This window comes from Nocardia vinacea (assembly GCF_035920345.1).
Lineage (GTDB): Bacteria > Actinomycetota > Actinomycetes > Mycobacteriales > Mycobacteriaceae > Nocardia > Nocardia vinacea_A.
On sequence record NZ_CP109149.1, the window covers coordinates 8,081,026 to 8,100,733 of the forward strand.

General features: G+C 66.5%; 18 protein-coding genes. 13 read left to right on the forward strand and 5 right to left on the reverse strand.

Translation table 11 applies throughout. The features are described 5' to 3' along the window. The first annotated feature begins 7 nt into the window (after positions 1-7). Positions 8-4,060 (forward strand): type VII secretion protein EccCa, encoded by a 4,053-nt coding sequence (gene eccCa, locus OIE68_RS36525; RefSeq protein WP_327095479.1) that lies wholly within the window; start codon positions 8-10, stop codon positions 4,058-4,060. Here the strand turns inward: eccCa and OIE68_RS36530 are convergent. Both OIE68_RS36530 and OIE68_RS36535 read right to left on the reverse strand, forming a co-directional pair. Continuing rightward, positions 4,042-4,647, reverse strand: a complete 606-nt coding sequence (locus tag OIE68_RS36530) for a GNAT family N-acetyltransferase (protein ID WP_327095480.1) — start codon at positions 4,645-4,647, stop codon at positions 4,042-4,044. The two genes, eccCa and OIE68_RS36530, sit on opposite strands and share 19 nt — an antisense overlap. A 30-nt stretch (positions 4,648-4,677) precedes the next feature. Next, positions 4,678-5,487 (reverse strand): GntR family transcriptional regulator, encoded by an 810-nt coding sequence (locus tag OIE68_RS36535; RefSeq protein WP_327095481.1) that lies wholly within the window; start codon positions 5,485-5,487, stop codon positions 4,678-4,680. Between the two features lie 174 nt (positions 5,488-5,661). On the opposite strand from OIE68_RS36535, the gene OIE68_RS36540 reads away from it, so the two are divergent. Continuing rightward, positions 5,662-6,162 (forward strand): DUF4254 domain-containing protein, encoded by a 501-nt coding sequence (locus OIE68_RS36540; protein WP_327095482.1) that lies wholly within the window; start codon positions 5,662-5,664, stop codon positions 6,160-6,162. A 143-nt stretch (positions 6,163-6,305) separates the two neighbouring features. Here the strand turns inward: OIE68_RS36540 and OIE68_RS36545 are convergent, their stop codons facing one another. Together OIE68_RS36545 and OIE68_RS36550 are read right to left on the reverse strand one after the other, a co-directional pair. Continuing rightward, positions 6,306-6,578 carry a hypothetical protein gene (locus tag OIE68_RS36545; protein ID WP_327095483.1) on the reverse strand — a complete coding sequence of 91 codons (273 nt, stop codon included), beginning with the start codon at positions 6,576-6,578 and terminating at the stop codon, positions 6,306-6,308. A gap of 218 nt (positions 6,579-6,796) precedes the next feature. Continuing rightward, positions 6,797-7,228, reverse strand: a complete 432-nt coding sequence (locus tag OIE68_RS36550) for a VOC family protein (RefSeq protein WP_327095484.1) — start codon at positions 7,226-7,228, stop codon at positions 6,797-6,799. A 100-nt stretch (positions 7,229-7,328) separates the two neighbouring features. Here OIE68_RS36550 and OIE68_RS36555 point away from each other — a divergent pair, with 100 nt between their 5' ends. Next, positions 7,329-8,303 carry a GlxA family transcriptional regulator gene (locus OIE68_RS36555; RefSeq protein WP_327095485.1) on the forward strand — a complete coding sequence of 325 codons (975 nt, stop codon included), beginning with the start codon at positions 7,329-7,331 and terminating at the stop codon, positions 8,301-8,303. A 283-nt stretch (positions 8,304-8,586) separates the two neighbouring features. On the opposite strand, the gene OIE68_RS36560 is transcribed toward OIE68_RS36555, so the two are convergent. Then, the gene (locus OIE68_RS36560; protein ID WP_419150616.1) at positions 8,587-9,873 is read right to left on the reverse strand and encodes an AAA family ATPase; all 1,287 of its coding nucleotides are present in this window, start codon (positions 9,871-9,873) and stop codon (positions 8,587-8,589) included. 2,635 nt (positions 9,874-12,508) lie between these two features. On the opposite strand from OIE68_RS36560, the gene OIE68_RS36565 reads away from it, so the two are divergent. From OIE68_RS36565 to truA, 10 genes are all read left to right on the forward strand, one after another. Beyond that, on the forward strand, positions 12,509-12,691 hold the full coding sequence (locus OIE68_RS36565) for a hypothetical protein (protein ID WP_327095486.1): 183 nt from the start codon (positions 12,509-12,511) through the stop codon (positions 12,689-12,691). Between the two features lie 33 nt (positions 12,692-12,724). Then, positions 12,725-12,922: a hypothetical protein gene (locus OIE68_RS36570; protein WP_327095487.1), complete on the forward strand. Its 198-nt coding sequence runs from the start codon at positions 12,725-12,727 to the stop codon at positions 12,920-12,922. A 1,611-nt stretch (positions 12,923-14,533) separates the two neighbouring features. Further along, entirely contained in the window at positions 14,534-14,755 is a 222-nt protein-coding gene (gene infA / locus OIE68_RS36575; RefSeq protein WP_003418601.1) for a translation initiation factor IF-1, read from the forward strand. A 119-nt stretch (positions 14,756-14,874) separates the two neighbouring features. After that, positions 14,875-14,988, forward strand: coding sequence for a 50S ribosomal protein L36 (gene rpmJ, locus OIE68_RS36580; RefSeq protein WP_040686659.1), 114 nt, complete (start codon positions 14,875-14,877; stop codon positions 14,986-14,988). 219 nt (positions 14,989-15,207) lie between these two features. Then, positions 15,208-15,579: a 30S ribosomal protein S13 gene (gene rpsM, locus OIE68_RS36585; RefSeq protein WP_040686660.1), complete on the forward strand. Its 372-nt coding sequence runs from the start codon at positions 15,208-15,210 to the stop codon at positions 15,577-15,579. A gap of 10 nt (positions 15,580-15,589) precedes the next feature. After that, the gene (gene rpsK, locus OIE68_RS36590) at positions 15,590-16,003 is read left to right on the forward strand and encodes a 30S ribosomal protein S11 (protein ID WP_040731638.1); all 414 of its coding nucleotides are present in this window, start codon (positions 15,590-15,592) and stop codon (positions 16,001-16,003) included. 20 nt (positions 16,004-16,023) lie between these two features. Further along, positions 16,024-16,629 carry a 30S ribosomal protein S4 gene (gene rpsD, locus OIE68_RS36595; protein ID WP_327095488.1) on the forward strand — a complete coding sequence of 202 codons (606 nt, stop codon included), beginning with the start codon at positions 16,024-16,026 and terminating at the stop codon, positions 16,627-16,629. Between the two features lie 107 nt (positions 16,630-16,736). Further along, positions 16,737-17,795 carry a DNA-directed RNA polymerase subunit alpha gene (locus OIE68_RS36600; RefSeq protein ID WP_040686662.1) on the forward strand — a complete coding sequence of 353 codons (1,059 nt, stop codon included), beginning with the start codon at positions 16,737-16,739 and terminating at the stop codon, positions 17,793-17,795. A gap of 49 nt (positions 17,796-17,844) precedes the next feature. Beyond that, entirely contained in the window at positions 17,845-18,360 is a 516-nt protein-coding gene (gene rplQ / locus OIE68_RS36605) for a 50S ribosomal protein L17 (RefSeq protein ID WP_327095489.1), read from the forward strand. Positions 18,361-18,853: 493 nt separating this feature from the next. Then, on the forward strand, positions 18,854-19,675 hold the full coding sequence (gene truA, locus OIE68_RS36610) for a tRNA pseudouridine(38-40) synthase TruA (RefSeq protein ID WP_327101953.1): 822 nt from the start codon (positions 18,854-18,856) through the stop codon (positions 19,673-19,675). Positions 19,676-19,708: the final 33 nt, after the last annotated feature.

The window sequence follows — 19,708 nt, forward strand, 5'->3', positions numbered from 1 at the left end:
GGGACCCATGGCTACCGAAGGTTTCGTGCGCCGCCCCCGCATCGCCCCGCCACGCGCACCGGGTGGTGAGGTGGCGTTGAATTCACCGCCGGAAATCCAGCGGGCCCTGCCGGGACCGCTGATCATGAAGTTGATGCCGGTGATCATGGTGGTCGCCGTCGTCGGCATGATCGCGATGATGGTGATGATGGGTCGCAACCTGCTCGCCAACCCGTTCATGATGATGTTCCCGATGATGATGCTCATGTCGATGGGCGGCATGATGCTCGGCATGCGGGGCAACGGTCCCAAGGGTGCGGGCGAACTCAACGAGGAACGCAAGGACTACTTCCGCTACCTGGACCAGATGCGCAAGAACGTCCGCCGCACCGGCAATAAGCAGCTGGAATCGCTGATCTGGAGTCATCCGGAACCGATCGATCTGCCGTCGGTGGTCGGCACCCGCCGGATGTGGGAGCGCAGGCCGAACGATCCGGACTTCGGACATGTGCGGGTCGGGGTGGGCAGTCATCGGTTGGCGACCAAGTTGGCGCGCCCGGAGACGGGACCGCTGGAGGATCTGGAGCCGGTCTCCACCGTGGCGTTGCGCCGTTTCGTACGAACCCATTCGGTGGTGCACCAGTTACCGACCGCGGTGTCGCTGCGCGCCTTTCCGGCCATCAATATCAGTGGCGACCCCGAGGAAGCCAGAATGCTGGCACGCGCGATGCTGATGGAGCTCACCGCATTTCACGGACCCGACCACGTCGCGGTCGCCATCGTCTGCGCCGATCCGGACGGTCCGGCCTGGGAATGGGCGAAATGGCTACCGCACCTGCAACATCCGACCGTCCGCGACGGCATGGGCTCGGCCAGGATGATGTACGGCTCGCTGGCCGAACTCGAAACCGCACTCGCCTCCGAACTGCTCGAACGCGGCCGCTTCATGCGCAATCCGCAACCGACACAGGGCCGTTTGCATCTGGTGGTCATCGTCGATGACGGCTACGTCAACGGCACCGAACGGCTGATCAGCGAATCCGGTCTGGATTCGGTCACCGTGCTCGATCTGACCGCGCCCGAGAACGGTTTGGCCGCGCGGCGCGGTCTGCAATTGGTGGTCAGTGACGGTGCGGTGAGTGCGAAAAGCGCTGCGGGAACCGAGAAGTTCGCCACTGCCGACGAGGTGAGCACGGCCGAATCCGCTTCCTTCGCCCGCAGCCTGGCCCGGTTCCGGATCGCGACGGCCGCACAGATCGTCAGCCTCGGCGACGACACCAGGGCCGATCCGGGGCTGATGGCGCTGCTGAAGATTCCGGACGCGGCGCAGATCGAACCGTCGAGGGTTTGGCGTCCGCGCACCGCGCGTGAGCGGCTGCGGGTGCCGATCGGCGTCACACCCGACGGCACCCCGGTCGAAATCGATATCAAGGAATCCGCCGAGAGCGGTATGGGTCCGCACGGATTGTGCATCGGCGCCACGGGTTCGGGTAAGTCCGAATTCCTGCGCACGCTGGTGCTTTCCATGGTGACCACACACTCGCCGGACGCGCTGAACCTGGTACTTGTCGACTTCAAGGGCGGTGCGACCTTCCTCGGCCTCGACTCGCTGCCACACGTCGCCGCGGTCATCACCAACCTCGAGGAAGAGCTCTCGATGGTGGACCGCATGAAGGACGCGCTGGCGGGTGAGATGAACCGCCGCCAGGAATTGCTGCGCGCTGCAGGCAACTTCGCCAATGTCACCGACTACGAGAAGGCGCGCGCGGCGGGCGTCGCGCTCGACCCGCTGCCCGCACTGTTCGTCATCGTCGACGAGTTCTCCGAATTGCTCTCGCAGAAGCCGGATTTCGCGGATCTGTTCGTGATGATCGGCCGCCTCGGCCGCTCACTGCACGTCCATCTGCTGCTGGCCTCGCAGCGACTCGAGGAGAACAAGCTGCGCGGACTGGACTCGCACCTGTCCTACCGAATCGGTCTGCGCACTTTCTCCGCCAACGAATCCCGCGCCGTACTCGGCATCACCGACGCCTACCATCTGCCCGGCATTCCGGGCTCCGGCTATCTCAAGAGCGATGCCGACGATCCGCTGCGGTTCAACGCGACCTATGTGTCGGGGCCGTATGTCTCACCGAGCGGCAGCCGACAGGTGGACGGCCGGGTGGTCGGCGGCCAGTCGCCCACGGTGTTCACCGCCGGACCCGTCGAGGCCGAGAAGCGGCCCGAACCGGCGCGAATGGAACTGCCAGATCTGCCGCCGCCTCCGGGTGCCGAGCCGGAAGCGGAGGAGCTTGGCGGCGGCGTTCCGGAAACGCTGCTCGAGGTTGTCGTGAAACGTCTTACCGGACACGGCCGTCCGGCGCACGAGGTGTGGTTGCCGCCGCTGGACGAATCGCCGACAGTGGATATGCTGCTGCCCGATCCGGATTGGCGCTCCCCGGTCAACCGGCACGGCCAGCTGTGGATGCCGATCGGTATCATCGACAAGCCCTACGAACAGCGCCGTGACGTGCTGACCATCCAATTGGCCGGTGCCCAAGGCAATGTCGCGGTCGTCGGCGGTCCGCAGTCGGGTAAGTCGACCACCATCCGCACGATCGTCATGGCCGCCGCGGCGACCCACAGCCCCCAACAGGTCCAGTTCTACTGCCTCGATTTCGGTGGCGGCAGCCTCGCCGGTCTATCCGGTCTGCCGCATGTCGGTTCGGTCGCGGGCCGCTTGGACGGCGATCGGGTGCGCCGCACCGTCGCCGAACTGACGACGCTGATGCGCCAGCGCGAGGAGCGCTTCGCCGAACTCGGCATCGAATCCATGGTGGAGTTCCGGCGCCGCAAGTACTCCCAGATGGAGGCCCGGCTCATCAACGGGACCGAGGCCGATCCCAACGATCCGCTCGCCGCCGACCAGTTCGGCGATGTCTTCCTGGTCATCGACGGCTGGCAGGCCATGCGCGAGGAGTTCGACGCCGTCGAACCGCAGATCACCGCCATTGCGGCACAGGGTCTTTCGTACGGCATCCACCTGATCATCGGCGCCGCGCGCTGGGGCGAGATCCGGCCCAATGTGAAGGATCAGATCGGCACCCGCATCGAGCTGCGCCTCGGCGACCCGACCGATTCCGAAATGGGCAGGCGCACAGCGGCGCTGGTGCCGGTCGGCCGTCCCGGTCGCGGCCTCACGGCCGATGAACTGCATATGCTCATCGCACTGCCCCGGTTGGATTCCGATTCCGATCCGCAAACCCTGGCCGAAGGCGCCGCCCAGGCCAGAGACCAGATGCAGCAGCTCTATCCGGGCCGACGCGCCCCCGAGGTGCGCATGCTGCCATTGCGGATCAGCCGCGACGAGGTCGTGGCGATCGCGCGCAAACACGAGGTCGAACTCGGCCCGACCAAGGTCCTCGTCGGGCTCGGCGAGAACGAATTGGATCCGTTCGTCCTGGATTTCGGCCAGGAGCCGCACTTCATGGCCTTCGCCGACGTCGAATGCGGCAAGACGACGCTGCTGCGCAATATCGCCATGGGCATCACCGAAAACGCGACACCGGAGCAAGCCAAGATCATCCTGATCGACTATCGCCGCAGCCTGCTCGGCGTGGTCGACGAGGCCCATCTCGGCGGCTATTCCACCTCATCGCAGACCTGCGGACCGATGGTCAGCGAACTCGCCCGCTACATGTCCAAGCGCATCCCGGGCTCCGACATCACCCCGCAGCAACTGCGCGAGCGCAGTTGGTGGACCGGACCCGAAATCTATTTGCTTATCGACGATTACGACATGATCACCGCGGGCATCAATCCGCTGCTGCCACTGCTGGAGTACCTGCCGCAGGCCCGCGATATCGGTCTGCACGTGATCGTCACCCGACGCACCGGCGGCGTTTCGCGCGCGCTCTACGACAACGTGCTCGGCGGTATGAAGAACCTCTCCGTCGACGCGCTGATCATGAGCGGCCCCAAGGACGAGGGCAAGCTGATCGGCGATGTCCGTCCGATGAAGCTGCCGCCCGGGCGCGGCATCCTGGTGTCGCGCAACCGCGGTCAGGAGATGGTGCAGATCGCCTATCTGCCGCCGCTGTGAGCCTCGGGCGCCGGCTCCGGAATCGGCTGCGGCACATGGGTCAGCATCGATGTCATCGGCTCGAAGGTCCAGCTGTCGGAACGGCGTTGGAACAGCGCACAGGACGGTCCCGAGGCGGCCGGGCCCGCGATCCTGACCAGATGGAAGCCTTCCCTGTGGTAGTAGTCGTGCAGATCGGTATTGGTTGTCCAGGCGTCTAGTCGGACCCAGTGGCGTTGTCGTTGGCGCGCAAGCGATGCGGCGTGGGCCAACAGGCGATGGCCGACGCGCTGACCGGCGAAGCGGAGGTCGACGATCATGAAATGCACGACCACCGCGTCGGCTAGTTCCCACGGCGACCATAACCCCGGGTCCGAGCGGTCGTTGACGGTGATTGTCCCGGCCGGTTCCCCCGCTACCTCGGCAATCCAGGTTTCGCCCGCGTCCAGCGCTTCGCCGACCGCCTGCGCGAAGATCTCGATCGGCAGGCCGCGGCTTGCGACGGTCCACTGATCGGAGCCGCGCGCGGTGAGCCAGGCGGTGCGCTGGATCCGGAGTCGACATATGGTGCCGAGATCACGCAGGGCTGCCCGGCGGATGGTATTCATGGCTGCACCGTATTCATGGCGGAACATTTTTCATGGCAACGAGATACCCGGCCGGTAAGAGATGCCGAGCGTATGTCGGATGACGTCGCTGCCTTCGTCGTCGCCGAGTTCGTACGCCAGCCGGTTACGGGTCGCGATCGACCGATGCCGGGTGGCCCTCGTGATGCGCTCGTGGTTGGCGCCGATGCGTAGATGATCCAGCAGAATGGTGCCGGTCGCAACGCCGAGCACGATCGCTTCTTCCGCACTGGCCGGGCGGGCGACGAGCGTGTCGCGATGTGCGGTCTCGGCATGGCCGCGGTCGGCCAATCGGCGTGTCGTGCCCTCCGGAATATCGTGTGGCGAGTCGATACCGGTAGCCTCCGCCAAGTCCCGCGGATAGAAACTGACCTCCCACGACCACGGCTCGTTGTCCAGGAACTGGACGACCGTCCTGGCCAGCACCCAGGAATCCTCCGGCACGCCCAGCCAGTGCGCCACCTCCGGATTCGCGGGTTCCATCTTCGCGCTGAACTCTTTGGTCGGTTCGCGATGTGCGGCGCGCGCGATCTCTTCGAAGATATCGTGGGCCGATTGCGGACGATCCGGACGAATATGGTCGGTGACAACCGATTCCAGGACTTCTTGGTTTCGGACGATGGTGCCACGGGAAGTAGCGGTGTAGACGAGATTTTCGGCGACCAACACCTGAATGGCATTGCGCGCGGTAGTGATCGAAACCTGCATTTGATCGGCCAGCTCGTTATGGCTGGGCAACCGATCACCCGGATTCCACTTGCCTGCGCGGATCTCCTCGCGGAGGAGGTCTGCGATCCGGAGATACGTCGGACCGTCCGCCATCTTGCTCCTCGGTCAGTCGTGCAGGTAACGAAGTGTACTCTTCGTGACTCCCTACGGCCCGGTAACGCTTGACAGGTGCCTTCAGAGGTTTATTGTAATGAACGTCCTGATCCAGGTGTTGTGCGGCGATGACGGCGAGGCAACGTGGCAGGTTCGGATTCATCAACGGTTGTGATGGCTCTTCCCGGCACACCCAGGTGTGTCGATTCGACGGTGCAGTCCCTGACTCCCGGACTACTTCCCACGTCGGATCTACTTGTTCGGGCGTGCCGCGGTCACCGAGTTGTCGGTGGTCCGCTGCTATGGTTCGCCCGTGACCTGGCGATTCTGCATGAGAAACGGCTCGTAGGTCGTGGCGGATCGGTATCGACCGATCCGGCGACGATCCTCGAAATCGAGCGTCGCAGAATCGAATTGGTCATGGCGATCGACGATTGGGTGGCGCGTAGCGTGCCGCAGCACCGGCTCGGCGCGACGCTACACACGGAAACCGTCGGCTCGGTCATCGACCGGATCGCGGAATCCTCGGTCCGCGCGCACCACGCGTTGATGACCCTGGATGCCCACAATGAACAGCTACACGTCGCGTGGCATCATCTGGCCGAATTGGCCGATGCCTACGACGATTTGGTACGCGATGTACTCGCCGGACGGCGGCGACTCCCGGAGTGGTGACGACCCGGGTTGACGAGGGGCCGTGGCTTCCCTAGCGGCTAGCCACGGCCCCTTGCCGATTCGCGAACCGCCGAGCGTAGTCCAATGGCGGCGCTAATCGGATAGCAGACCGCCATTCGACTACCGTCGGCGTGCCGACCAGGTCACCGGCGTCTGGTGTAGGGGGAAAGGCACCAGCGGCCGTCCTCGGCTTCGCGGACCAAGTTGCCATAGGTGATCGACAATTCGGCCAATCGCGTCCATGCCACGTGCATATGTTCGCCGGTCAGATCGCCGGTCATCAGCAGGTGGAAGGCGTGGTCGGCGGTGGCCGCGATGCGATCGATGATGTCGCCGAGTGCGGCGTCGCGATGGCTGTCGCTGCGCAGCGTCAGGTGCTCGGTTGCCCAGATATTGATATTGGCAACCAATTCCATTCGGAGACAGTCGATTACGGCCGAACACTGGGGATGCTCGCGTCTTATTCGGTGCAGCCGGACCAGATCGCGCGACCATCGGCAGACATGTCCGCGGACCTGTTTCCCGCTCAGCGCGCACAGTAGTTCGCTGGTGCTCGGCAGTGCCGAGCCGATATTCGTGCGCACCAGCGTCGGAGCCCGACGGAACGTCGGATTACTACAGTGCGCCGGCGCGTTCACAGCGGTGCGGTGAGCTCGAGGTGGATACCGTCGGGATCGCTGAAGGACAGGATCGCGATGCCGAGTCCGTCCAGCGGCGTGACCTCGCCGTGTTCGATTCCGGCCGCGGCCAAACGGGCGGCGGTGCGGGTCAGATCGTCGACTGAGGGCACGGTGAAGCTGAGATGGTCCAGTCCGACGCGTTCGGAATCGAATTTATCGGTCGGTTCGGCCACCGGGCGTAGCCCGAACAGCATTCCGTTCGTTTGGAATACGACGCCGCCGTAGAACTGGGCCGGATCGGTGCGGACCTGCGGATCCTCGGGACGGCCCGGCGACTCCACCGCGATCTCGAAACCGAGCACGTCGCCATAGAACGCCTTGGAGCGGTCGATATCGGTCACGGTGAGGCGGATGTGGTGGATACCGGTGGTTTCGACGATCGTCATATGAACTCCGCAGGGCAGGCCGGGTAAGTAGTACGAACAGTAAGCCGCTTATTCCGCAGTTCCGAGTGTCGGAAACGACATATTCAGTACTGTTTGCGACATGGATGTTGCGGTCTTCGTGCAGGACGGCGTCGCCGACCTCGGACTCACCGCCGTACTGGAGACCTTCGCGACCGCCAATGCACTGCGCGAGGAACTGGATACGGCTCCCGATCCATGGCGGGTGCACATCGTCGCCGATGGCAAACAAGTGCTTACAGCGCACGGATTCCGCGCGCAGACGACACCGATAACCGAACTGCCGGACGATGTCGGTCTGATCGTCGTCCCCGCAACGCGCGTCCTGGATGCGGATGGGCTGATCGGCGTGGTCTCCGCACCCGCGAATCGGCCGGTGCTGCAGCTGATGACGCGGGCCTATGAATCCGGCGCGCACCTCGCCGCGGCCTGCACCGGAACCTTCTACCTGGCAGAGGCGGGTGTGCTGGACGGTGTGGTGGCGACGACGAGTTGGTGGCTCGGCCCGGCCTTTCGGCGTCGATATCCGCGCATCGATTTGGACGAGAGTCGAATCCTGTGCCGGGCGGATCGGCTCACCACCGCGGCGGCCTCGCTGTCGCATATCGACCTCGCGCTGGCGCTCATCGCCGCGCAGAGTCCGACCCTGGCCGAGCTGACCGCCCGATATCTGGTGGTCGGTGATCGCCGCACACAGCGCGACTCCGCGATACCCGAGGTGATCGCCCGCAACGACTCCCTGGTCGCCGCATTCGAGCGCTGGGTGCGCGACCACGTCGCCGACCAGTTCCGCATCGCCGACGCCGCGCATCTGCTCGGCGTAACCGAACGCACGCTACAGCGCGCCACCCAAGCCGAAATCGGAATGTCGCCACGGGATTTCGTGCACGAGGTCCGGTTGGAACGCGCCACCCAACTGCTGCGCACCACGACCTTGACCATCGACGCGATAGCAGTCAAGGTCGGCTACCTGAATGCGGGCACACTGCGCGGCCTGTTCCGCCGCCGTCGCGGGCGATCCATCGCGGAGGTGCGCGCGTCCAGGTTGTCCTGGTGAGTTCCCGGCTTCGCATGGTTACAGCCTCGGTGACCCCACGAAGCGAGTCTCACGAGCGAGGAGTTCGCGGCCCGTCTCGCGTCCGCAGCAGAAGGCACGGCCATCGAACGCAGCCGGGTCGTCGAAGCGCATGCGCCGCAGGCGCGAGTCTCGACAGCGCCGCTAGCGACTGCTTGCAGGTCGCTCGAAAGGGCGCCGCTTGCGACTGCTTGCAGGTCGCTCGAAAGGGTCGGACGCGAGACACCAGGGTGCCGTGAACACGCCGCGCCGCAGGCGCGGCAAATCAAACACCGTAGCGGTGGTGATCGATGCCGAATTCGTCTGCGACGGTAGCGGCGAGTTCGACGTAGGCGCGTTTGGTGGTCTTGTGCAGGCGGTGCAGATCGATCTCGGCGCCCTCGGACAGATGCGAGTCGTACGGAATGATGTGCACCGCGCGGCAGCGCGACAGGAAGTATTCGCGCAGCTGCTGAATGCCGACATTCGGGGAACCCTCACGCGGCAGGTTGATCACCACGACCGCATTGCGGACCAGATGATCGTGGCCGTGCAGGGATAACCAGTCGAGCGTCGCCGCCGCGCTGCGCGCGCCGTCGATCGCGGCCGAGGAGATCAGCACAAGCGAATGCGCGAGGTCGAGCACGCCGCCCATCGCCGAATGCATCAGCCCGGTACCGCAGTCGGTCAGGATGATGTTGTAGAACCGCTGCAGGATGCGGGCGACGGCGCGGTACTCCTCGTCGTTGAACGCCTCCGACGCCGCCGGATCCCGTTCGCTGGCAAGCACTTCCAATCGGCTGGTGCCCTGCGAGGTATGCCTGCGCACATCCGAATAGCGCTGGATCGCGGGATCCAGCAAGAGATCGCGCACGGTCGAACGGGTCTGCAGCGGCACCCGCTGCGACAGCGTGCCGAAGTCCGGATTGGCATCGACCGCGATCACCCGGTCACCACGGATGGAGGCGAAGATCGACCCGAGACCCATTGTCGTGGTGGTTTTTCCGACACCACCCTTGAGCGAGAGCACCGCGATCCGATAGTCACCGCGCACCGGCTGTCGGATCCGCGCCACCAATTCCTGCAGCCGCAACTCCTCCGCGGACAAGCCGGGATTGATCGCGCCCCCGGAAACGTGGTGCACGGCCTTGCGCCACCCACCGCTCGGCGACTTCTTCGCACGCCGCAACGGCACGTCATCGAGCGAAGGCTGCGGCCCGTGCGGATGCTGCGGCTGATACTGCGCAGGCTGATACTGACCACCCTGCTGATACCCGGGCGGCGGCCCGGCCGATGGTTGGCCGTACCCAGTCTGCGGATCCCCAATGGGCGCTTGCTGTCCCATCGGCCCCGCCGCATACCCCTGCTGCCATTGGTCAGCAGGCTGCTCACCCGGCGACTGCTGCCCCGAGCCCCGCGCCGCAGGATTCTGCCACTGCTCACCCTCGGGCGCCCGCCCGATCGGCGGCTGCCCATACCCGGACGCACCTTGCCGTGGTGTTTGATCGCCGCCGGGCGCATGGCCGGTGGGGCCGCCTTGCTGCGGTGCCTGGTCACCGGGCACCTGCCCCATGGGGCCGGACGCGCCGTGCCACGGTACCTGGTCGCTGCCAGGGGCCTGGCCTGTCGGTCCGAGTCCGCTTTGCTGCGGTGCCTGGTCGCTGCCGGGTGCCTGTCCCGTGTGCGCAGGGCCGCCTTGCCACGGCGAATGATCGCCGCCTGGCGCTTGCCCAGTGGGCTCGCCCTGCCACGGTCTTTGGTCACCGTCGGGTGCCCGGTCCGTAGGCCCAGGTCCGTTCTGCCAAGGTGGGCCGACCGGACCGCTGACCGGTGCCTGCCCGGTGGATGGTTGCGCGTACCCGGGTCCGCTCTGCCATGGCGCCGCCGGATCGCTGCCAGGTGCTTGCCCCGTAGATCCAGGGCCGCTCGGCCGTGGCGCTTGGTCGCTGCCGGGTGCTCGGCCTGTGGGCGCGAGTCCGCCTTGCCACGATGCGTGTTCGGCTCCGGGAGCTTGCCCCGGTGGTCCGCTCTGCCATGATGGGCCAGTTTGATCGCCGACTGGCGCCTGCCCGATGTGCGGTTGCGCGTACCCGGGTCCGCCTTGCCACGGTGCGGCCGGATCGCTGCCAGGTGCTTGCCCCGTAGATCCAGGGCCGCTCGGCCGTGGCGCTTGGTCGCTGCCGGGTTCTCGGCCCGTCGGCGCGGGTCCACTCTGCCATGGCATTTGATCGCTGCCGGGCGGGCGACTGATGGGTCCGCTCTGCGACGGTGCCTGGTCGCTGCCGGGCACCTGCCCCGTGGGCACCGGGCCGCCGTGCCACGGAGCCTGGTCGCCAGACGCTTCCCCCGCTGGTCCGTGTCCGCCTCGCCATGGCGCTTGGTCGCTATTGGGTGCTTGCCCCGTGGGCGCAGGGCGGCCTTGCCACGGTGCGCGATCGCCGACAGGTGCTTGCCCGGTGGATGGTTGCGCGTACCCGGGTCCGTTCTGCCACGGCGCGGCCGGGTCGCCGCTGGGTGCTTGCCCTGTGGGCCCAGGTCCGTTCTGCCAAGGTGGGCCGGCCTGATCGCCGACAGGCCCTTGCCCGGCGGTCGGCTGAGCGTATCCAGTTCCGTTGTGCCACTGACTATTCGGCTGGTCGATGCCCGGCGCTAGCGGTCCCGGTGCGGGCTGTGCGTACTCGGGGGCAGCGCGGTCGCCGCTCTGCCCTTCGGCTACTGCGGATTGCTCCGCTCCGGCGACACTTCCTTGGTCGCCCGGCCCATGCGGAGCTGACTGCTCGCCCGTCGGAACCTGCTGATCGCCGGCAGTGTCGGTCGCCGCTGCGGCCTCATCGCCCGCCTCGGCGGCTGCACCGATCTCCGATGGCAACCGGTGTCGTCCAGCGATGGGCGTTGGTGTGCCCGTTGTTCCGGGGACGGGGTGCGCAGTCCAACCAGGCGTGGCCAACTCACGTCCTCGTTGCGCCGCACCGGATCCGGACTGTCCTGCCGCGCCGGTCGGCCGCTGGGATTCGGCCGCGGTTCCCTGCGGTCCTGAGCCCGGACGTCCGAGCTCCTCGCTCGGTGTCTGCGGTGCCGCCCCTGGTCCCGGGAACTCGGAACCCGCCGAATTGGGGTCGGTGACCCATCCGGGCGCGGCCGACCCGCTATCGCGTTGCGGCCGACCGGATTCCGAATCACCGGTATCGGTAGGCCCTTGGAAATCGGCTTCCTGCGGCGCGAAGGGCGGCTGGTGGAACTCGCCGCCGGGTACTTGTGGTGCGGACGCGGGGCGATGGAACCGGCTCGGCGTTTGAGGTGCTGCTCCCGAGCCGGCTGCCTGCGCGGAGGCCGGATCGTCGTTGGCGGTTTGCGTCGTCTCGCCGTACTGGCCGTAATCGTGCGGTGCACCGGCGCTCGCGGACGATGTTGTGCCCGAAGGCGATCCGCCTGCGGGGTGGCCGGTGCCCGCGGCCGAATCCTGGGCGCGATCGCGCGGTGTGGGTCCGTACTCCGAGGAGGCGGTGCTGGGCACTCGCGGGGAGCTGCCCGACCGCCTGGTCGGATCGACCGTCGCGGAATCGAATATCGGTGTCGCACCAGGGGATTGCGCGCGATCAGCCTCGGCGGACCCCGCTGCGTCGTTGGCGGTCTGCTCTGCACCCAGCGCTCGCGCCGAATCATCCTGATCCGTATGGCTTACCGCGCCCGGTACATCTGTCGCCGCCCCGGCTGTCGAGCCGGAACCACGTGCCACACCAGCTTCCGCAGGCATGCCGGAGGCCGCCGCCGACTGTGCATCGAATTCCCCTGGTGGCGGCGGCAATTCAGGTCGCTGCCCGCTGCGCGCACCCCCTTGCTCATCGGCGGTCTGGTCCTCCGACGGTCGCTGCGGCGCAAGCCAAGACGGCGGACCATCGTCTCCTTGCGAGTCCACCTGACGCGCCTCGTCCAACTGCTGCGCCGAGCCATCGCCCCCGTGCGAGCCGGCCCGGCGCGATTCATCGAGTTCCGGGCCCGAGCTGCCCGTACGAGAGCCCGGCCGCGACTCGTCGAGTCGCGCAGGCGGACTGTCGACTCCGCGCGGGTCGTGCGGCCGAGCTTCATCGTGTCGGGTGGGCGGTCCGTCGGCGTCATGAGAGCCCTGTGGGTGCGGTTCTTCGAGTCGCGAAGGCGGGCCATCGAACCCGCGCGAGTGCGGTTGGGCGAGCTGCGAGGACGGGCCGTCAGTGCCGCGTGTGGGCGGTGCGTCGAGCGGTGCGTCGGTGCCGCGTGCGGACGGTGCGTCGAGCCGTGCGGGCGGTGCGTCGGTGCCGCCCGAGGTCGATGCGGGTGGTGCGCCGACCTGTGGGGGCGGAGTGAGTTGGCCGCTGTCCGAGCGGTTTTCGGGCACCGAAGTCGGCCCGGGATGAACGGGTGCCGAGGCTGCGGGGGGATGGGGGCCCATGCCAGCCGTTTCGGGGGACGGTTGGCCCTGCTCGGTGCGGGGCGTATCGAGCCATGGGGGTGGGGCGTCGAAGTCGCCGGTCGGCGGCATCCCCGGCCGCTCGCTCGTCGGCGGCTGCGGCGGTGCGGCAGGCGAATACGGTTGTGCGGCGGCCTGGTTCGGCGGGGGCGGCAGGTCGGGACGCGACGACTGGTAGCGCACCGTTTCCTCGACAGACGCGGCCGGCTCTGTGGCAATCGGCCGGCCCGCATCCGGCTGTTGGAAAGCAGGCGGTTGGCCCGCACCCGGCTGCTGGGCCGGAGGCGTTCGAGTAGCGCCCGGCTGCTGATATTCGGCAGCGGGATGCTGAGGGCCGGAAGGGTGCACCAGCGGTTGCGACGGTGGCGTCGGCGGCCTGCTGCCGAGCGGTTCGAAACCGGCGGAGGGCTGGCCGGGGTTGCGGGTCGGCAGCGGATTGCTGCCTTGCCAACCGCTTTCCGAGTTCGGCAAACCCTGACCTGGTCCATCCGGGCGCGCATGTGGACCGGAGTCGTGCTGGGGTGGACCCTGTCGGTGCGGGTCCCCTGGCTCGGGGCCGCGCTGGGGGTCGGGGCCACGAAAGGCGTTCGGGCCCTGGAAACCACCCGGTCCGCTGTGCAGTTCGAAACCGGGACCGGACAATTCGCGCCCCGCCGAACCCGGGCGCTGGCCCTGCTCCTCGGGCTGCTCGTCCTTACCTTTGCGTCGGCCGAATCGGCGCTTGTCCCGGCGCGCGGCTTCGGGTCGCTCGGTCTCCGGCGCGCGCTTGGAACGTCCACGCCGCGAGGGCGCTTCATCGATGAGGTCTTCGTGTGGCAGGTTCTGTACGGGTGCTTCGTAGCCGCCGGTGACATCGCTCTCGGAAAGCCACGGGGGCAGCATGGGGAGGCCGTCGTTATTACGGCTCACACGTCCCCCTTGATCTGCTCGACCTTTATTCCTGGGCTGTGGTCAGTTTACGCGACGACTCTGTCTCATCACGGGTGGGGAGTGGGCCGAATGAACGGTTTTCGAACACCCCCGATCGCGGGATCTGTTGGGCCCATGCATCTGTCGGTAAGTAGGCCGAGATGTGGCGCGCTGCATGACCGCGCTCACTCCGCGCGACCGATTGCCGCGCGTCTGCTTTGCGGCCTCCGTCCCGCCTCGATACTGATCTACGGCGGCCTCTATATCCCGGCGAGCAGCGTCTGCTTCAACCGTGTGCACCTGACGGAGTGACGAACGCTCGGCCGCATCCGGTGCGACCTGATCACGACGCCATCCTCCCGTTCATCCGGGGCGGGCAAACGCAGCGGACGTCCGGCCGGAACCCGGCACCGGCGGCCGCCGCTGGTGCCGAGGTCGGCCGCAACAGCAACCGCCACGCTCGCGGCGGCAACAGTCGGTGTCGGCCTCACTTCGTCAGCTGAGCGACCTCATCGGCCCGGCCGCGCTGTGGAGATGGCGAGGAAACTCGACGCCGACCAGCGCAGCCCAGGCGACCGCTCTCGACACCAACAGTGCCTTGCCGCTGCGCGACCGATCACGGCTCCGCGAAGGTCGCCACGCGGCCGCGATTACGCTGATGACGCTCGGGCTCCGCGCATCGAATGCGGAATAGTAGGCGCTCGCGCCCATTGTGACCAGGGCGAATTGGCCTGCCCGCAATTAAACCGGTAAGCTTGGTCGGCGGTGCACCTACGCGCCGACTGTTTGCATGCCGCTGATCGGGACGACCGATGGGTACATGGAAGCAGATACAAGGCAATCAAACCAGGTTTGAGCGTAAACCGGGATCGCGGAGGACATGGCGAAGAAAGACGGGGCCATCGAGGTCGAGGGTCGAGTTGTCGAGCCGCTGCCCAATGCGATGTTCCGGATCGAGCTCGAGAACGGACACAAGGTTCTCGCGCACATCAGCGGAAAGATGCGGCAGCACTACATTCGTATCCTTCCCGAGGACCGTGTGGTCGTCGAGCTTTCCCCCTACGACCTGTCGCGCGGCCGCATCGTTTACCGCTACAAGTGATCGCGCCGGGCAAGAGGCGTGACCATCGAGCCGCAAGGCTCACCACAGAGACTTCCCCAGTCGTCGGCTGGGGAAAAACTGTGTTCACACCCGTGTGAACCGAACAAGATTGGACGGACGTGAAGGTTCAGCCGAGCGTCAAGAAGATCTGCGAGAAGTGCAAGGTGATCCGCCGTCACGGTCGGGTCATGGTGATCTGCGAGAACCTGCGCCACAAGCAGCGCCAGGGCTGATTTTCGCGGCACCAGCCGGGCACCGATCCATGATCGGCTTGGCCAAATAAAGAAGAACTCCCAGCTCCAGCCGCACACTGCGGATATTCGGACCGCGCGGTTCCTCGGAATCGCAAGGTTCGAGGTGTGCGAGCCAACCACCGGTACGGAGGCCGGTGCCCCACCAGACGAGGGGACGGACAGGGAGCAGACCTCCGCAACGATTAAGGAACCTGCCACATGGCACGTCTCATGGGCGTTGATCTCCCGCGCGAAAAGCGCATGGAGATCGCGCTGACCTACATCTACGGCATCGGCCGTACCCGCTCCAAGGAGATCCTCGAGGCGACGGGCGTCAGCCCCGACCTGCGTTCGAAGGACCTCAGCGACGAGCAGGTCACGCAGCTGCGTGACTACATCGAGGGTTCGGCCCTCAAGGTCGAGGGTGACCTGCGCCGCGAGGTGCAGGCCGACATTCGACGCAAGATCGAGATCGGCTGCTACCAGGGTCTGCGCCACCGTCGTGGCCTGCCCGTGCGTGGCCAGCGCACCAAGACCAACGCGCGCACCCGCAAGGGCCCGAAGCGCACCGTCGCAGGCAAGAAGAAGTAGGGGATAGAGGATGCCTCCGAAGAGTCGGGCCTCCGGCCCCAAGAAGACCCAGAAGTCGCGTCGCCGGGAAAAGAAGAACGTCCCGCACGGCCACGCGCACATCAAGAGCACGTTCAACAACACGATCGTGTCGATCACCGACCCGGCCGGCAACGTCATCTCGTGGGCGTCCTCGGGTCACGTCGGCTTCAAGGGTTCGCGCAAGTCGACCCCGTTCGCCGCGCAGCTCGCCGCCGAGAACGCTGCCCGCAAGGCGCAGGAGAACGGCGTCAAGAAGGTCGACGTGTTCGTCAAGGGCCCGGGTTCGGGCCGCGAGACCGCGATCCGTTCGCTGCAGGCCGCAGGCCTGGAAGTCGGCACGATCTCCGATGTCACCCCGCAGCCGCACAACGGCTGCCGTCCGCCCAAGCGGCGTCGCGTCTAGCGGGAAAGGAATAACGAAAAATGGCTCGTTACACAGGCCCCATCACCCGCAAGTCGCGTCGTCTGCGGGTCGACCTCGTCGGAGGCGACCAGGCGTTCGAGCGTCGTCCGTACCCGCCCGGCCAGCACGGCCGCGCGCGGATCAAGGAGAGCGAGTACCTGCTCCAGCTGCAGGAGAAGCAGAAGGCGCGCTTCTCCTACGGCGTCATGGAGAAGCAGTTCCGCCGGTACTACGAAGAGGCCAACCGCCTCAAGGGCAAGACCGGTGACAACCTGCTCCGTCTGCTCGAGTGCCGCTTGGACAACGTCGTGTACCGCGCCGGTCTGGCGCGCACCCGTCGGCAGGCTCGCCAGCTGGTCAGCCACGGTCACTTCCTGGTGAACAACCGGGCCGTGAACGTCCCCAGCTTCCAGGTGACCCAGTACGACATCATCGATGTCAAGGAGAAGTCGCTCGGCACGCTGCCGTTCCAGGTCGCGCGTGAGACCGTCGGCGACCGCCCGGTTCCGGGCTGGCTGCAGGTGATCCCGGGTCGGCTGCGGATCCTGGTGCACCAGGTGCCCGAGCGCGCTCAGATCGATGTGCCGCTGTCGGAACAGCTGATCGTCGAGTACTACTCGAAGTAACAGCTCACCGCTGCTGGTGCGTGGTCGTCGGCAATGCCCGCGACCACGCACAACCCCCAAGACGTGGGCGTCAAATAGTGGGCGCCCGTACAGGAGGATGATCCAAAATGCTGATTTCACAGCGTCCGACGCTGACCGAAGAGGTCGTCGCCGAGAACCGCTCGAAGTTCACCATCGAACCGCTCGAGCCGGGCTTCGGTTACACCCTCGGCAACTCGCTGCGGCGTACCCTGCTGTCCTCGATTCCGGGGGCCGCGGTCACCAGCATCCGTATCGACGGCGTCCTGCACGAGTTCACCACCGTTCCCGGCGTGAAGGAGGATGTCACCGACATCATCCTGAACCTCAAGGGTCTGGTCGTGTCCTCGGAGGAGGACGAGCCGGTCACGATGTACGTGCGCAAGCAGGGCCCGGGTACCGTCACCGCCGGTGACATCGTGCCGCCTGCCGGTGTTGTCGTGCACAACCCGGATATGCACATCGCCACCCTGAACGACAAGGGCAAGCTGGAGATCGAGCTCGTCGTCGAGCGCGGTCGCGGTTACGTCCCGGCGGTGCAGAACAAGGCGTCCGGCGCGGAAATCGGCCGGATCCCGGTGGATTCGATCTACTCGCCGGTGCTCAAGGTGACCTACAAGGTGGAGGCCACCCGAGTCGAGCAGCGCACCGACTTCGACCGTCTGATCCTGGACGTGGAGACCAAGAACTCCATCACCGCCCGGGACGCGCTCGCTTCGGCGGGCAAGACCCTGGTCGAGCTGTTCGGCCTGGCCCGTGAGCTCAATGTCGAAGCCGAAGGCATCGAGATCGGCCCTTCGCCGGCCGAGGCGGATCACATCGCCTCGTTCGGTCTGCCGATCGAGGACCTGGACCTCACCGTCCGGTCCTACAACTGCCTCAAGCGCGAGGGCGTGCACACGGTCGGCGAACTCGTCGCCCGCACCGAATCGGATCTGCTGGACATCCGCAACTTCGGCCAGAAGTCCATCGACGAGGTCAAGGTCAAGCTGCATGCGCTGGGCCTCTCGCTGAAGGACAGCCCGGCCTCGTTCGATCCTTCGTCCGTGGTGGGTTACGACGCGAGCACCGGAACGTGGAGCGACAGCGGCACGTTCAGTGACACCGATGGCGGCGAGCAGGACTACGCCGAAACCGAACAGCTCTAGGCCGCTGGGGTAGGCACCCCGGCTCGGCCTCACACAAGGAGAACAAACAATGCCCAAGCCCAAGAAGGGTGCCCGCTTCGGTGGGTCGGCGTCGCACCAGAAGGCGATCTTCGCCAATCTGGCCACGGCGCTCTTCGAGCACGGTCGTATCACGACCACCGAGGCCAAGGCCAAGGCGCTGCGCCCCTACGCCGAGAAGCTGGTCACCAAGGCGAAGACCGGCACCCTGGCCGACCGTCGCGAGGTGCTCAAGGTCATCCGCAACAAGGATGTCGTCCACGAGCTCTTCGCCTCGATCGGTCCGTCGTTCGAGGGCCGCGAGGGTGGCTACACCCGCATCACCAAGACGCTGCCCCGCAAGGGTGACAACGCGCCGATGGCGGTCATCGAGCTGGTCCGGGAGAAGACCGTGACCAACGAGGCCGACCGCGCCCGTCGCGTTTCCGCGTCCAAGAAGGCCGAGGCGCCCGTCGCCGAGACCGTGGTCGAGGAGCAGGCCGATGAGGCCGTCGAGGCCGAGGCCCCCGCTGCCGACGAGGCCGCTGAGGACAAGAAGGACGCCTGACGTTCTGTTCTCGAACGAGCCCGCCGCCCCCATGTGGGTCGGCGGGCTCGTTCGTATCCGAGACCACCACGCCGACATCGGGTTCGCGTGGTGAGTGGTTCCGGCCGCACCGCCACCCGCGTTCGTATCGACTAGGAGATCGCCTGTGACCGAGGAGGATTCGGTGGATTCGAGGGCGTCGGGTACGTCCGCACCGGTGGATTCGCCCGGAGTCGTGCAGGCACCCGGAGTCGTGGAGGTGTCTGGGGTCGTGCAGGTCCGCGAGGTTGTGCAGGCTCCCGGAGTCGTGCAGGCTCGCGAGGTTGTGCAGGCCCCCGGAGTCGTGCAGGCTCGCGAGGTTGTGCAGGCTCCCGGAGTCGTGCAGGCCCCCGGAGTCGTGCAGGCTCGCGAAGTCGTGGAGGCCGCCGGAGTCGTCGAGGCACCTAGGGACGCGGAGGCACCTGGAGTCGCGCAGGCCGCGGAAGTCGGTGCGCGGCCGGAGTCCGATACAGACTTGGTTCGAGTGCGGCTCGATATCAGTTACGACGGTACGGATTTCATCGGCTGGGCGCGGCAACCGGGTCTGCGCACGGTGCAGGGTGTGCTCGAAGAGTCGCTGAGCAAGGTGTTCCGGGAGCCGATCCAATTGACCGTCGCGGGCCGCACCGATGCCGGTGTGCATGCCGAGGGGCAGGTCGCGCATTTCGATACCGGCACTGGGCCGGATGCGGCCAAGCTTATCCATCGCATGGCACGGTTCCTCCCGAAAGACCTGCGTATCAAGGATATTCGCGTTGTGCCACCCGAATTCGACGCACGCTTCTCGGCGATCCGCCGCCACTACGCCTACCGGTTGACCACCGCTCCCTATGGGGCCGAGCCACTGCAGGCCCGCAGCGTTGTCGCCTGTCGCCGAGACGTCGATCTGGAAGCCATGCGCGAGGCATCCCGAAAGTTGTTGGGCCTGCACAATTTTGCCGCATTCTGCCGCCGCCGCGATGGTGCGACTACTGTCCGCGAACTCCAGCGCTTCGATTGGGAGCGCGACGGTGATCTGCTCACCGCCTATGTCAGCGCCGATGCGTTCTGCTGGTCCATGGTGCGCAGCCTCGTCGGCGCGGTGCTGGCGGTGGGGGAGGGTCGACGCACGCCCGAGTGGGTCGCCGCACTATTGAACGAAACCGAGCGCTCCAGCTCGGTCACCGTGGCGCCCGCGCACGGTCTGAGTCTCGTCGCCGTCGACTATCCGGACGTTGCCGACCTCGCCGCGCGCAATGCCGAAACCCGCGAAATGCGTACGGTCCCGACTGCTGACGAAGGCTGCTGTGGCAGCTGAGGTTGGCGCTTAACGTCTTGACGCTGCACACAG

What these genes read in the sequence shown, in the direction of transcription:
- eccCa (WP_327095479.1), top strand. Translation starts at nt 8, where the DNA reads ATGGCTACCGAAGGTTTCGTGCGCCGCCCCCGCATCGCCCCGCCACGC.
- OIE68_RS36530 (WP_327095480.1), bottom strand. Translation starts at nt 4,647, where the DNA reads ATGAATACCATCCGCCGGGCAGCCCTGCGTGATCTCGGCACCATATGT.
- OIE68_RS36535 (WP_327095481.1), bottom strand. Translation starts at nt 5,487, where the DNA reads ATGGCGGACGGTCCGACGTATCTCCGGATCGCAGACCTCCTCCGCGAG.
- OIE68_RS36540 (WP_327095482.1), top strand. Translation starts at nt 5,662, where the DNA reads ATGGCTCTTCCCGGCACACCCAGGTGTGTCGATTCGACGGTGCAGTCC.
- OIE68_RS36545 (WP_327095483.1), bottom strand. Translation starts at nt 6,578, where the DNA reads ATGGAATTGGTTGCCAATATCAATATCTGGGCAACCGAGCACCTGACG.
- OIE68_RS36550 (WP_327095484.1), bottom strand. Translation starts at nt 7,228, where the DNA reads ATGACGATCGTCGAAACCACCGGTATCCACCACATCCGCCTCACCGTG.
- OIE68_RS36555 (WP_327095485.1), top strand. Translation starts at nt 7,329, where the DNA reads ATGGATGTTGCGGTCTTCGTGCAGGACGGCGTCGCCGACCTCGGACTC.
- OIE68_RS36560 (WP_419150616.1), bottom strand. Translation starts at nt 9,873, where the DNA reads ATGGGGCAGGTGCCCGGTGACCAGGCACCGCAGCAAGGCGGCCCCACC.
- OIE68_RS36570 (WP_327095487.1), top strand. Translation starts at nt 12,725, where the DNA reads ATGCCAGCCGTTTCGGGGGACGGTTGGCCCTGCTCGGTGCGGGGCGTA.
- infA (WP_003418601.1), top strand. Translation starts at nt 14,534, where the DNA reads ATGGCGAAGAAAGACGGGGCCATCGAGGTCGAGGGTCGAGTTGTCGAG.
- rpsM (WP_040686660.1), top strand. Translation starts at nt 15,208, where the DNA reads ATGGCACGTCTCATGGGCGTTGATCTCCCGCGCGAAAAGCGCATGGAG.
- rpsK (WP_040731638.1), top strand. Translation starts at nt 15,590, where the DNA reads ATGCCTCCGAAGAGTCGGGCCTCCGGCCCCAAGAAGACCCAGAAGTCG.
- rpsD (WP_327095488.1), top strand. Translation starts at nt 16,024, where the DNA reads ATGGCTCGTTACACAGGCCCCATCACCCGCAAGTCGCGTCGTCTGCGG.
- OIE68_RS36600 (WP_040686662.1), top strand. Translation starts at nt 16,737, where the DNA reads ATGCTGATTTCACAGCGTCCGACGCTGACCGAAGAGGTCGTCGCCGAG.
- rplQ (WP_327095489.1), top strand. Translation starts at nt 17,845, where the DNA reads ATGCCCAAGCCCAAGAAGGGTGCCCGCTTCGGTGGGTCGGCGTCGCAC.